Below are 12,966 nucleotides of genomic sequence, written 5' to 3'. Positions count from 1 at the left end.
CCTTCTCCGCACAGGGAGGAGGAAGCCGCTCCTGAGACGCCGTCAGGTTCATTGCTGCAAGTTAACTTGCATAACAAGGCATCGTGCCTCACCGTGTGTTCATGGGCCGGACCCGACATCCCGCCCGCATACGGAGGACTCCCCATGACCCAGGCGCTCGCTTCCGCCCGCCCGGCCGAACTGACCCTCAACGTGCTGGACCGCACGGCCCGCGGCTTCGCCGCCGCCACGCTCGGCTTCGGTTCGTTCAGCCTTTACGCGATGGCGGTGGCCTTCGCCCTGGTGGCGGCGATGGACCCGATCGTCCCGGACCAGGTCGGCTTTTGGCTGGCGCCCTTCAAGTTCGGCCTGACGATCGGCGAGGCCCTCCCGGCCGGCCCGGAGCTGCTGGGCTCCAACATCGTGCCGGTGGGCGCGGCGCTCGCCATCGCCTGCTGGCTGCTGGCCCGCCCGCTGGGCCGCGGCGCCGCCCTGCTGCTGAACCGATCGGCCCGCTGATGGACCTCGGATCCTGGCAGACGCAATTGCGCAAAGGGGCGGCCGAGCTGGTCGTCCTGGCGCTGCTCGGGCGCAAGGAGCGCTACGGGCTCGAGATACTGGAAGGGGCGGGGGAGGCGGGCGAGCTGGTCACCGAAGGCGCGCTCTATCCGCTGCTCACCCGGCTGGAGCGCGAGGGCAAGCTGGCCTCGCGCTGGGCCCTCGACGAGGGCGCCAGTCATCCCCGCAAGTATTACCGCCTGACCGGCGAGGGCGAACGGCTGCTGGCCGAGATGCGCCCGGTGTGGAGCCGCTTCCACGCCCAGGTCACGGCCATCGTGGAGCGCGAACAATGACCCCCGCCGCCGAAGACTTCGCCCGCCGGCTCGACGCCGGCCTGAGAGGCCTGCCGGCCGATGAACGCGAGCGCATCGTGCTCGAGATCCGCGGCCACCTGGCCGAACGCGGCGAGGCCGGCCTGGCCGCGCTCGGCGCGCCCGAAACCCTCGCCAAGACCTATATGGAGGACTTCCGCATGACCCAGGCGATCGCTCAGGCCAATCCGGCCGCCCTGCTGCTGACCATCCTCGACCGCGCCGGCCGCAACGCCGCCGCGGCGGTGATCGGCTTTGTCGCCGTGACGCTGTACCTGATGAGCGCCGGCTTCCTGGTGGTGGCGGTGCTGAAGCCGTTTTTCCCGACCCATGTCGGCCTGTGGCTGGACCCGTTCAGCTTCGGCGCCTGGGTCAACACGGCGACGCCGGCCGGCCCGGAAGTGCTGGGCTGGTGGACGATCCCGGTGGGGCTCGTGCTCGGCCTGGTCTGCGGCGCCGTCGCCGGCCCGCTGATGCGCTGGGGCGCCGAGCGGCTGATCAAGCGGCCGGTGTTTGGGAGCTGACCGACACGGGCGGACCGCGCTCCCTCTCCCCTTGCGGGAGGGGGAGGGACCCGCGCGCCGGAGCCCGCGAGAGCGGGCGCAGGTCAGCGCGGGAGGGTGAGGGGGCTCGCCGCCGCCGGCCGTGCGACCCCTCATCCTCCCGCGCAGGCCTCCAGGCTTCCGCCTTCCGGCGCGCGGGCGCCGTCCTTCTCCCTCAGGGGGAGAAGGAGGTCGTCACCTTTTCAACGCCCGCCCGGTGGTCACCGCCGCCTTGCCGAACTTTTCCCTGAGCGCATCCACCGCGGTCTCCGTCTTCAGCGCCCGGCCGTCGTCGCCGCCGAACAGGTCGCCCCGGGCGTCCGCCGCGTCGACCAGCTCGGCCATGCCGATGCCGATCAGGCGGTAGGCCACGCGCCCGTCGGCCTCGCGGGCCAGTAAGGTCCGGCCCTCGTTGAACAGGGTGCGCGCGGTCTGGGTGGGGACGGGCAGGGTTCGCCGGCGGGTGATCAGCCGGAAATCGGCGGTCTTCAGCTTCAGCACCACCACCCGCGCGGCAGCGCCGTCGCGCCTGGCCTTGGCGGCCAGCTTGTCGCACAGCGGCCAGAGCTCGTCCTCCAGCTGGGCGAGCCCGGCCATGTCGTCGTTGAAGGTGGTCTCGGCGCTCATGCCCTTGCGCTCGGACTCGGGGTCGACGGCGCGGGCGTCCTGGCCTCGGGAGAGCTGGGACAGGCGCAGGCCGTACTCGCCGAACCGGCGGGCCAGGTCCTTCACGTCGGCCCGGGCCAGGTCGCCGACCGTCGACAAGCCGGCCGATTGCAGCTGTTTGGCCATCTGCGCGCCGACGCCGGGCAGGATCTGCACCGGGCGGGCGCTGAGGAAGCTCTGCGCCTCCTGCGCCCCGATCACCGAGAAGCCACGCGGCTTGTCCAGGTCCGAGGCGATCTTGGCCAGGAACTTGTTGGGGGCCAGGCCGATGGAGACGGTCAGCCCGGTCTCCTGCTCGATCTGGCGCTGGGCGCGGGCCAGCTGGAAGGCGGCCGGCCCGCCGTTCAGCCGTTCGGTGCCCGACAGGTCCACCCACGCCTCGTCCAGCGACAGCGGCTGGATCAGCGGGGTCAGCCTAGCCAGCGTGCCCAGGATGTGGCGGCTTGCTTCCTTGTACTTGGCGAAGTCCGGCTTGATCACGACCGCGTCGGGGCAGGCCTTCAGCGCCTTGAACATCGGCATGGCCGAGCGCACGCCGTACTGGCGGGCGATGTAGCAGCAGGTCGACACGACGCCGCGCTTGCCGCCGCCGACGATGACGGGAAGGTCGCGCAGCTCCGGCCGGTCGCGCTTCTCCACGGAGGCGTAGAAGGCGTCGCAGTCCATGTGCGCGATGGTCAGCCGGTCCAGTTCGACGTGCGAGATCACCCGCGGGCTGGCGCACGACGGACAGCGGCGGAAGGGCTCTGCCGCCGTGGTCAGGCAGTCGCGGCAGATCGCCTTCATGACCACAGCCGCGCAGCCCCTCGCACGCCCGACGAATCGCCCCAGGCGGCCGGGACCAGCGGCGTCTCGAAGGTGTCGGAGAACACGTAGGCCCCGATCAGGGCCGGGGCCTGCTCGTAGAACTCGTGCACGTTGGACAAGCCCCCGCCGACGACGATGACGTCCGGGTCAATCAGGTTGCAAACGTTGGCCAGGCCGCGGGCGGTGCGCAGCATCCAGCGGTCGAGGGCGGAGCGGGCTTCGTGCTCCAGTCGGCGCGCGACACTCCCCCGATCGTCACCCTCGGGCTTGTCCCGAGGGCCCATCGCGCAGTTCGCACTCAGCTTTGCGGGTGAGGGCGCTTCCGAGCCGTCGTGCGGCGAGCCCGAGGGCGACGCCCCTTGGAAGCCGCGGTGCAGCGGCGCCAATCTCGCCGCCTCCACGATCTCCTCCGCCGTCCATGATTCGCCGGTCGCCCGGGTGAAATCCCTCTGCAGGCCGGTGCCGGAGATGAAGGTCTCCAGGCAGTTCTTCCGCCCGCACCAGCAGTCGGTCGCCTCGTCCGCCCGCGACCAGGGCAGCGGCCCGTGGCCCCATTCGCCGGCGAAGCCGTTGCGGCCGCGAATCAGGCCGCCGTTCACCACCAGCCCGCCGCCGCACCCGGTGCCGAGAATCACCGCGAACACCACGCCGGCCCCGCTGCCCGCGCCGTCGCGGCTTTCCGACAGGGCCAGGCAGTCGGCGTCGTTGGCCAGCTTGACCTTGCGGCCCATGGCGGCGGCCAGGTCCGGGCCGAACGGCTTGTCGTTCAGCCAGGTGGAGTTGGCGTTCCGGATCCGGTCGGTCTTGGGCGAAATCGAGCCCGGGTGGCCCACGCCCACCGTGCCCGGGCGGCCGGCTTCGGCCTCCACCCGGTCGACCAGGGCGGCGGCGGCGCGCACGGCCTTTTCGTAGTCCTGCGGGGTGGAGACGCGTTCGCGCACGAGGAACCGGCCGTCTTCGTCCAGCGCGGCCGCCTCGATCTTGGTGCCCCCGAAGTCTACGCCGATACGAACCGTCAAGCTTCACCCGACCTTAATTAGTGTCGTGCGACGACCTTACGTGAAGAGGCGAGCCGTGTCCGTCACGTGACTGCGCCCGAATGAAGCGGTTCGGTGGATGATGTCCAAGAAGGTCCTCATCGTTGAGGATAACGAGCTGAACATGAAACTCTTTCATGATCTGCTCGACGCTCAGGGCTACGAGACCCTGCAGACCCGCGAAGGGCTGCAGGCGCTGGCCCTGGCCCGCGCCCATCGCCCCGACCTGATCCTGATGGACATCCAGCTGCCTGAGATCTCCGGCCTGGAAGTCACCAAGTGGCTCAAGGAAGACGACGAGCTGTCCCACATCCCCGTCGTCGCGGTCACCGCCTTCGCCATGAAGGGCGACGAGGAGCGCATCCGCGAAGGCGGCTGTGAAGCGTACATCTCCAAGCCGATCTCGGTGGTGCACTTCCTCGACACGGTGCGGCGCTACCTGGGCTAGGTGGTGACGCCATGACCGCCCGCATACTCGTGGTGGACGACGTCGAGGCCAACGTCCGGCTGCTCGAGGCCAAGCTCGCGGCCGAATACTACGACGTTCTGACCGCCTACGACGGCCCGACCGCGCTGGCGGTGGCCGCGGCCGACCAACCCGACATCGTCCTGCTGGACGTCATGATGCCCGGCATGGACGGCTTTCAGGTCTGCCGCCGGCTGAAGGACGATCCGCTCACCCGCCACATCCCGGTGGTCCTGGTCACCGCGCTCGACGGCCGGGACGACAAGCTCCAGGGCCTGGAGGCCGGGGCCGACGAGTTCCTGACCAAGCCGGTCGACGACCTGGTGCTGTTCGCGCGCGTGCGCTCGCTGACCCGGCTGAAGCTGGTGATCGACGAGCTGCGCCAGCGCGAGGCCTCGGGCCGGCGCATGGGCGCCATCGAAACCGCCTCGGCGCGCCTGGGCGGCGCCGGCGGCCGTGTGCTGATCGTCGACGACCACGAACGCCAGGCCGAGCGCATGGCCGCCGAACTGGCGGTCGAGCATCGGCCGGTCATCGAATCCGAGCCGGACAAGGCGCTGCTCTCGGCGCGCGGCCCGTGCGACCTGGTGATCGTCAACCTGGGCGCCCGCAGCTTCGACGGCCTGCGCCTGGCCGCCCAGATCCGCTCCGACGAGACCACTCGCCAGACCCCGATCCTGGCCGTCTACGAGCCGGCCGAGCGGGCGAGGGCGGTCAAGTCGCTGGACCTCGGCGTCAACGACCTGCTGGCCCGGCCGATCGACGACCAGGAACTGGCCGCCCGCGTGCGGGCCCAGATCCGGCGCAAGCGCTACACCGACCTGTTGCGCGACAACCTCGACCGCTCGCTGGAGCTGGCGGTCACCGATCCGCTCACCGGCCTGCACAACCGCCGCTACATGGACAGCCAGCTGACCGCGCTGCTGCGCCGGGCGGCGAAGGGCGGCGAGCCGGTGGCGGCCCTGATCATCGACATCGACCACTTCAAGGGCGTCAACGACGCCTACGGCCACGACGTCGGCGACGAGGTGCTGAGCGAGTTCGCCGTGCGCCTGGCCACCAACGTGCGCGCCATCGACCTGCCGTGCCGCTACGGCGGCGAGGAGTTCGTCGTGGTCATGCCCGACACCCGGCTGGAAGACGCCCACCACATCGCCGAGCGCATCCGCACCCAGGTGGCCGGCTCGCCCTTCCGCGTGGCCGACGGGCGCGAGCTCTTGTCGGTGACCATCTCCATCGGCGTGGCGTCGGGCCAGGGCGAGACGCCCGAAAGCCTCCTGCGCCGCGCCGACGCCGCCCTCTACGAAGCCAAGACCGCCGGCCGCAATCGCGTAATCGCGCGCTCGGCGGCGGCGTAGCGTCTTCTTCCCTGCAGAACGAAACGGCCCTCTCCCAAAGACGGACGGCGTGACCCGAAACAGCCGGCGCACCCGCCGGTTGAGGGGCGACCTTCGGGCGGCTCGTGCCGCCTCTGTCACCGTGGAGTTCGCGTCATGCCCCGATTTTCGACTCTGGTCCCGATCGGCCCCGAGGCGCTCTTGCGCTCCGACGTGCTGGCCCCGGCCGCCGGCGTGCTGCCCAACCGGACCGTGGCCCTGTTCGACGAGCCTGCGGCCGGGGCGGACCCGGAGACCCAGCGCTTCGGCCAGTTCGGGCGGCCGCTGGGGCCGCGGGTGGACCTCGGGCCGCTGGAGAACCCGGACGGCGGCGGCGTGTCCCACTCGCTGATCGAGCCGCTCCGCGGCGGCGGCTACGTGGCCGGCTGGCTGGAATCGTTCAGCCAGGCGACCGACAGCCGCTACGCGGTGATCGGGCCCGACGACCGGCTGCTGGTCAGCACCACCTTCGGGAACAGCGGGCGGGTGTCGGGCCTGGCCGCGACCGACCTGCCGGGCGGCGGATTCGCGTTGCTGGAAACCGTCTCGGGCATCTTCGGCGAGTCCGCGGCGCTGCATTTCCAGCGGTTCACCGCCCAAGGTGCGCCGATCGGCCAACCGTTGACGCTCGCAGCCCAGAGCGGCGGCGCGGGCACGCTGTCCTACAGCGACCCGCAGGCGCTGGCGCTGAACGGAGCGACCGAGCTCCTGTGGATCGCCCGCGACGGAGTGCACGCCGGCCGGCTGGCCGCCGACAACAGCTTCCAGTCGCAGTTGCTCGACGCCGGCCAGGCCGCCGACCTCGACGCCGTGCGGCTGAACGACGGCCGTGTCGTCGCCACCTGGGCCGAGCCGAACGGCTTCGACGCCTTCGTGATGGCCGCGGTGTTCGATCCCGCCCATCCGGACCAGGCCCGGGTGTTCAAGGTCGGGGACGCCGACGCCTTCGCCTCCGCCACCGATCCGGAGCTCGCGGCGCTGAAGAGCGGCGGCTGGGCGGTCAGCTGGCACGACGGACAAGCCGACGGCTCGACCACCGCGCGGACCTTCGGCCCCACCGGCGACGCCAGCCCCGAGTTCCACGCCCGCGGCGACTTCATCGGGACGGACGCGTTCGGGCGGGTGCTGGCCATGCGGGTCGACCCCGACGGCGACGTCTTCCTGTCGCGCTATTTCGAACTGTCGCTGCCGTTCTTCATCCCCGGCCTGGACGTCGTCCATCAGCCGCAATCCGCGCTCGCAGCGGCGCAGGAATGGGCGTTGTAGAAGCCTGAGGCGAGCGCGGCGGGGGTCTTCAGTCTGACCCGTCCGCCGCCGCCGAGCGCGCCGGCGGCGGGGGCAGTCCCATGGTCTTGCGCCGCTCCGTCTCGAAGCCGCGCACGCGCTCGGCCACGCGGAGGAGGGGCGTCTCGTCGACCCGGATGACGCCGGTGCGGGCCGTGTCGAGGTCGAGGATCAGACCGATCGCCAGGGCCAGCAGCACCAGCTGGACGGTGGACGGCAGGAAATGGCGCCGGCCCTTCTTGTCGCCGTAGCCGATGAAGCCGGCGGCGACGACGGCGTAGATCAGCATGGCGCGCACGACATTCACCGGCACGCGCGCGTTCAAGGCTTCGCGCCGCATCACCGCGGCCTTCAGCATGGCGTCGATCGCGCCCAGCGCGGCGCCCGCGTCCGGCGGCGCGCCCTTTCCGGTCAGCTGAGCGGCGCTGTCGATCCACAGCCGGGCGGCGCTCAGTTCGCTGCGGCTCTCCGCAGCCGCCATGCCGCGGTCGCTGCGCGCCTCGGCGAAGACCTCTCGGCTGTCGAGATAGCGGATCAGGGAATCGGCCAGCCGGGTGCGCTGGGGCTCCGGCAGGATGACCAGCCGTCGGTAGGCGCCGCTGATCGCCGAGGTCTCCTCGATGACCAGGTTGCGGCGGGTGTTGTAGCGGTCCATCCCCATGCCGAAGGTGAACCCCACCAGCAGGGCCATCAGCCCCATGATCGCGCCCTGGTAGCCGCCGAAGGCGTCGTCTTCCTCGGTGACCCCGCGCGCCTGCTGGCGTTTCAGGTTCCAGCGGCGCAGGCGCACACCGGCCTCGTGCGCGATCATGAAAAGCGCCGCGAACAGCGGGGCGATGAGCCAGAGGGACAGGTGCTGGATCGGCGGCGGGCTGGGCACGCCGCGGCAACCGCGGGGGACGGCGTCCGGTTGCCGCAACGAAAAACGCCCGGGCCTTGCGGTCCGGGCGTTCGAATAGCGTCGCTGGAAGCGAGATCTTACTTGATCTTGCCTTCCTTGAACTCGACGTGCTTGCGCACGACGGGGTCGTACTTCTTCAGCACCATCTTTTCGGTCTTGGTGCGGGCGTTCTTCTTGGTGACGTAGAAGAAGCCGGTGTCCGCCGTGGAGTTGAGGCGGATCTTGATGGAAGCCGGTTTGGCCATGGCGGGACTCCTCGGCGGCCACGGCCGCTGAAATTCGAGGCGCGGAAAATACTCAACGAGCCGGCGAAGTCAACGGCTTCGGCGGGGTTCGGCGCGACCTTTCCGCACGGTTTTGCTGGGCTTTCGCGAGAAAGGGGACCGGGCGGCGGCTCGACGGCTTCACGGCCGGCACGAAGCGCTGCGATTCCGGTCCCGCGATTCGCGTCCGTCACCCCGGCCGCGCCTGCCAGCCCGCGCCCAGCGCCTGGCCCAGCCGCACGTAGGCCAGCGCCTCGCGGGTGCGGGCGACGGCCAGGCGGTCCTCGGCCTCGGACAGGCGCCGTTCGGCGTCCAGCACGCTGAAGAACGGATCGGCGCCCTGGCGATAGCGGACCCGCGACAGCTCCGCCGCCTCGCGCGCCGCGGCCGCCGCCGCGTCGAGGTCGCGGGCGGCCACGCGGGCGGCCGACAGGGCGGCCAGGCCGGTGTCGACGTCGCGCACGCCCGACAGCACGCTCTGGTCGTAGCGGTGGAACTCGGCCTCCGCCCCGGCCTGGGCCGCCTGTTCACGCAGCGCGTTGCGGCGGAAGTCCAGGGCCGGCCAGTCAATGCGCGGCCCGATCGAGTAGGAGAAGCCGTCGCTGACGCCGAGGTCGCCGAAGCCCGGGGCGAGCCAGGCGGCTCCGCCGGCCACGGTCAGGCGCGGCCACCAGTCGACCTTGGCGGCCCGGCGACGCGCCACCGCCGCCTGCAGCCGCGCCTCGGCCTGGCGGATGTCCGGGCGCCGCTGCAGCAGGTCCTCCGGCGAGCCTACGCCGAACTGCGCCGGCGCGGCCGGCACGGCGGTCGGGTCGGCTAGCAGGGCCTCCAGCGCCGGCGTCAGCCCGGCCACCAGCACGTTCAGCGCGTCGTGGGCGCCGGCGATCTGGGCCTCCAGGGTGGAGACGGTCGAGCGGGTGGTCTCCAGCTGTTCGCGCGCGCGGGCCACGTCCAGCCGGGTGCCCTGGCCGGCCGCCTTCATCTTCTCGGTCAGGGCCAGGGTGTCGGTCTGGCTCTTCAGGTTGGCCTGGGCCGCCGCCAGCCGCGCCTGGGCGCCGCGCAGGTCGACGTAGGCGGCGGCGGTCTCGGCCGCGACCGTGACCAGGGCGCCCTTGCGGGCCTCCTCCACCGATAGGGCGTCGGCCTCGGCGGCCTTCACGCCGGCGTGGATGCGCCCGAACACGTCGGCCTCCCACGAGGCCGTCGCCCCCAGCGCGGCGACCTCGCCGTTGACGGGCGGCTGGCCGTCGCGGGCCTGGCTCCAGCCGGTGTTGGCCGAGCCGAACGGCAGGAAGTTCCAGGCCTCGACGTCGGCCAGGGCGCGGGCGCGGCGGACCTCGGCCTCGGCGGCCAGCAGGTCGCGGTTGGAGGTGAGCGCCTTCTCGACCAGGGCGTCGAGGGTGGGATCGCCCAGCGCCGTCCACCAGGCGGTGTCGGGCTGGGCGGCCTGGCCCCCCTCGGCGCGGGCGAAGGCGCCGGGGAGGGGGCTGGCCCCGGCCGGCAGGTCGCCGGTCGAGGCGCAGGCGGTGAGGGCGGAGGCGGCCATGAGGGCCGCCAGCAGGGTTCGGGCTTTCACTTCGGGACTCCGGATCATTCGGCCGCGTGGGCGTCGGCGGGCGCGGCCGGGTCGGCCCTCAGCCGGCCGATCAGGGCCGAGAGGCGGCGGGTGACGACGTAGAAGACGGGGGTGAGGACGAGGCCGATCAGGGTGACCCCGATCATGCCGGCGAAGACCGCCGTGCCGATGGCGACGCGCTGTTCCGCCCCGGCCCCGTGGGCGAACACCAGCGGCGTCACGCCCAGGATGAAGGCCAGCGAGGTCATCAGGATGGGACGCAGGCGCAGGCCCGCCGACTTGGCCGCGGCGGCGAAGGGATCGAGCCCCTCCTGGTCCTCGAGCTGCTTGGCGAACTCGACGATCAGCACCGCGTTCTTGGCCGCCAGGCCGACCAGCACGATCAGCGCGATCTGGGTCAGGACGTTGACGTCCAGTCCGCGCAGCAGAAGGCCGACGAGGGCGCCCAGGATCGACATGGGCACGATCAGGATCACCGCCAGCGGCAGGGTCAGGCTCTCGTACTGGGCCGCCAGAACCAGGAAGACGAAGAAGGCGGCCAGCAGGAAGATCCCGAGCGTTCCGCCCGACTCCGTCTTCTGGATGTAGCCGAGCTCGGTCCACTCGTAGGACATGCCGGCCGGCAGGGTCTTGGCGGCCAGCGTCTCCAGCTTGGCGATCAACTGGCCCGAGGAGGTCCCCGGCGCGGGCTCGGCGTTCAGTTCGGCGGCCGGATAGAGGTTGTAGCGGGGCACCCGCGACGGGCCGGCCGTTTCCGCCACCCGGGTCACCGCCGAGAGCGGCACCATCTGGCCGTCCAGGCTGCGCACCCACAGGCGGCCGATGTCTTCCTTGCTCTGGCGGAACTGGCCGTCGGCCTGGGCGGTCACCCGGAAGGTGCGGCCCAGATAGTTGAAGTCGTTGACGTAGGCCGAGCCGAGATAGACCTCCAGCGCCTGGTTGACCTCGGAGACCGGCACGCGGAGCGCCTCGGCCTTGTCGCGGTCGACCTCCAGCTTCAGCCGCGGCGTGCGCGCCTCATAGAAGGTGAAGGCGTTGGCCACGCCCGGCGTCTGGTTGGCCGCCATCATCATGTTGAAGGAGGCGTCGGCCAGGGCGGCGTAGCCTTTGCCCTCGCGGTCCTGGATCATCATCTTGACCCCGGAGCCCGAGCCCAGGCCCTGCACCGCCGGCGGCGCGATGACCAGGACGAAGGCGTCCTGGATGTCGGCCGTGGCCTTGCGCACGTCGTTCAGGATGGCGTCCTGAGTGCGGTGGGTCTTCGCCCGCTCGTCGAACGGCGCGAAGGTGAAGAACACCGTGGCCGAGTTGGTGGCCTGGGTGCCGGTGGCGCCCGAGTAGCCGACGAAGCCGGGGTCGGCGACCACGCCCTTGACGCTGCGGACCCGCGTGGAGACCTCCTGGGTCACTTCGCGGGTGCGCTGCAGCGAGGCGCCCTGCGGCAGCTGGATGGCCACGAAGCCGTAGCCGCGGTCCATGGCCGGTACGAAGCCCTTGGGCGACATCTGGAACAGGCCGCCGGTCAGCAGCACCAGGCCGCCGTAGACCACCAGCACGATGGCCGCGTAGCGCACGGCGCGCTTGGTGAGCAGGCCGTAGCGGTCCGACAGGATGTCGAAGCCGCGGTTGAAGGCGCCGAAGAAGGCGTGCAGCGGCTTCTCCCAGGCCTTCGGCTCGCGGTCGTGGGCGTGGGGCTTCAGCAGCACCGCGCACAGGGCCGGCGAGAGGGTCAGGGACACGAAGGCCGAGATCAGGGTCGCGGTGGCGATGGTCAGGGCGAACTGCTTGTAGAACTGGCCGGCCACCCCGCCGATGAAGCCCACCGGCACGAACACCGCGGTCAGCACCAGGGCGATGGCGATCAGCGCGCCTCCGACCTCGTCCATGGAGACCCTCGCGGCCTCCTTGGGACTGAGGCCCCGGGCGATGTTCCGCTCGACGTTCTCGACCACCACGATGGCGTCGTCGACGACGATGCCGATGGCCAGGATCAGGCCGAACAGGGACAGGGTGTTGATCGAGCCGCCGGTCAGGGTCAGCAGGGCGAAGGTGCCTACCACCGAGACCGGGATGGCCAGCACCGGGATCAGCGCCGCCCGCCAGCTCTGCAGGAAGACGAACACCACCACCACGACCAGCAGCACGGCCTCGAGCAGGGTCTTCTGCACCTCGTGGATGGAGGTCGAGACGAACTTGGTGGTGTCGTAGACGATCTTGTACTCGAGCCCTTGCGGGAAGTCCTTGGACAGCCGCTGCATCGTCGCCTCGACCTCGCGGCCCGTCTCCAGCGCGTTGGAGCCCGGACGCTGGAAGACGGCCACGGCCACGGCCGGCTTGCCGCCCAGCGAGGCGTCGGAGGTGTAGTTCTCCGCGCCCAGCTCCACCCGACCGACGTCGCGGACGCGCACCAGGGCGCCGTCGCGGCCGGTGGCCACCACCACGTCCTCGAAGGCCTCGGGTTCGACCAGGCGGCCGGGGGCCTCGACGGTCAGCTGGAACTGGGCGCCGTTCGGCTGCGGCTCGGCGCCGACGCTGCCGGCGGCGACCTGGATGTTCTGGCGGCGCAGGCCGGCCAGCACGTCGCCGGCGGTCAGGCCGCGGGCGGCGATCTTCTCCGGGTCCAGCCAGATGCGCATGGCGTAGTCGCGCGCGCCGAACACCACCACGTCGCCGGCGCCCTTCAGGCGCGCGAGCTCGTCGCGGACCTTCAGGGTCGTGTAGTTGGAGACGTAGATCTGGTCGTAGCGCTCGTCGGGCGAGAGCATGTGCACGACCATCATCAGGTTCGGGCTGCTCTTGGCGACGGTGACGCCGAGCCGTCGCACCTCCTCGGGCAGGCGGGCCTGGGCGGTCGAGACGCGGTTCTGGACCAGCACCTGGGCGTCGTCGAGATCGGTGCCCAGCTTGAAGGTGACGGTCACCGTCAGCCGCCCGTCGGCGGTCGACTGGGACCCCAGGTAGAGCATGTTCTCGACGCCGTTGATCGACTGCTCCAGCGGCGCGGCGACGGTCTCGGCGATGGTCTCGGGGCTGGCCCCCGGATAGGCCGCGGTCACCGTGATGGTCGGGGGGACCACCTCCGGATATTCCGACAGCGGCAGGGTCCGGATCGCCAGGATCCCGACCAGGGTGATGACCACCGACAGCACCGTCGCGAAGATCGGGCGGTCGATGAAGAACCTCGATAGGCGCATGTA

At 71.3% G+C, this 12,966-nt stretch carries 12 protein-coding genes; 6 read left to right on the top strand and 6 right to left on the bottom strand.

Annotated features, from left to right (window positions below; translation table 11 throughout):
- Window positions 1-144: 144 nt before the first annotated feature.
- Genes H8B08_RS10070 through H8B08_RS10060 form a run of 3 tightly spaced genes read left to right on the top strand, consistent with a single transcriptional unit; the run spans window position 145 to window position 1,375 of the window.
- A complete protein-coding gene (locus tag H8B08_RS10070; RefSeq protein ID WP_187450064.1) occupies window positions 145-498 on the top strand; it encodes a hypothetical protein in 354 nt (117 codons plus the stop codon).
- Window positions 498-833, top strand: coding sequence for a PadR family transcriptional regulator (locus H8B08_RS10065; RefSeq protein ID WP_187450063.1), 336 nt, complete (start codon window positions 498-500; stop codon window positions 831-833). Before H8B08_RS10070 ends, H8B08_RS10065 begins: the two co-directional genes overlap by 1 nt.
- Complete coding sequence (locus H8B08_RS10060) at window positions 830-1,375, top strand: DUF1700 domain-containing protein (RefSeq protein WP_187450062.1); 546 nt, start codon at window positions 830-832, stop codon at window positions 1,373-1,375. Before H8B08_RS10065 ends, H8B08_RS10060 begins: the two co-directional genes overlap by 4 nt.
- A gap of 213 nt (window positions 1,376-1,588) precedes the next feature.
- Here the strand turns inward: H8B08_RS10060 and H8B08_RS10055 are convergent, their stop codons facing one another.
- Together H8B08_RS10055 and H8B08_RS19205 are read right to left on the bottom strand one after the other, a co-directional pair.
- Window positions 1,589-2,845: a DNA polymerase IV gene (locus H8B08_RS10055; RefSeq protein WP_187450061.1), complete on the bottom strand. Its 1,257-nt coding sequence runs from the start codon at window positions 2,843-2,845 to the stop codon at window positions 1,589-1,591.
- Entirely contained in the window at window positions 2,842-3,885 is a 1,044-nt protein-coding gene (locus tag H8B08_RS19205) for an ROK family protein (RefSeq protein ID WP_187450060.1), read from the bottom strand. The genes H8B08_RS10055 and H8B08_RS19205 overlap by 4 nt, the downstream gene beginning before the upstream one ends.
- Window positions 3,886-3,985: 100 nt before the next feature.
- Here H8B08_RS19205 and H8B08_RS10045 point away from each other — a divergent pair, with 100 nt between their 5' ends.
- The 3 genes from H8B08_RS10045 to H8B08_RS10035 all read left to right on the top strand — a co-directional run bounded on the left by H8B08_RS10045 (window position 3,986) and on the right by H8B08_RS10035 (window position 7,011).
- Window positions 3,986-4,351: a response regulator gene (locus H8B08_RS10045; RefSeq protein WP_163261853.1), complete on the top strand. Its 366-nt coding sequence runs from the start codon at window positions 3,986-3,988 to the stop codon at window positions 4,349-4,351.
- A gap of 11 nt (window positions 4,352-4,362) precedes the next feature.
- Window positions 4,363-5,727, top strand: coding sequence for a PleD family two-component system response regulator (locus H8B08_RS10040; protein WP_187450059.1), 1,365 nt, complete (start codon window positions 4,363-4,365; stop codon window positions 5,725-5,727).
- Window positions 5,728-5,862: 135 nt separating this feature from the next.
- Window positions 5,863-7,011: a hypothetical protein gene (locus tag H8B08_RS10035; RefSeq protein WP_187450058.1), complete on the top strand. Its 1,149-nt coding sequence runs from the start codon at window positions 5,863-5,865 to the stop codon at window positions 7,009-7,011.
- A gap of 28 nt (window positions 7,012-7,039) precedes the next feature.
- Here H8B08_RS10035 and H8B08_RS10030 read toward each other — a convergent pair whose 3' ends face one another.
- The 4 genes from H8B08_RS10030 to H8B08_RS10015 form a co-directional block, all read right to left on the bottom strand.
- The gene (locus tag H8B08_RS10030) at window positions 7,040-7,840 is read right to left on the bottom strand and encodes a hypothetical protein (RefSeq protein ID WP_187450057.1); all 801 of its coding nucleotides are present in this window, start codon (window positions 7,838-7,840) and stop codon (window positions 7,040-7,042) included.
- 167 nt (window positions 7,841-8,007) lie between these two features.
- Window positions 8,008-8,175, bottom strand: a complete 168-nt coding sequence (rpmG, locus tag H8B08_RS10025; protein ID WP_018079812.1) for a 50S ribosomal protein L33 — start codon at window positions 8,173-8,175, stop codon at window positions 8,008-8,010.
- 208 nt (window positions 8,176-8,383) lie between these two features.
- Window positions 8,384-9,769, bottom strand: a complete 1,386-nt coding sequence (locus tag H8B08_RS10020) for a TolC family protein (RefSeq protein ID WP_187450056.1) — start codon at window positions 9,767-9,769, stop codon at window positions 8,384-8,386.
- A 14-nt stretch (window positions 9,770-9,783) separates the two neighbouring features.
- Window positions 9,784-12,963 carry an efflux RND transporter permease subunit gene (locus tag H8B08_RS10015; RefSeq protein ID WP_187450055.1) on the bottom strand — a complete coding sequence of 1,060 codons (3,180 nt, stop codon included), beginning with the start codon at window positions 12,961-12,963 and terminating at the stop codon, window positions 9,784-9,786.
- Window positions 12,964-12,966: the final 3 nt, after the last annotated feature.

This window comes from Caulobacter sp. 17J80-11 (assembly GCF_014349105.1).
GTDB lineage: Bacteria > Pseudomonadota > Alphaproteobacteria > Caulobacterales > Caulobacteraceae > 17J80-11.
The sequence above is the reverse complement of the archived record's forward strand: the minus strand, read 5'-3'. Positions and strand labels throughout refer to the sequence as shown.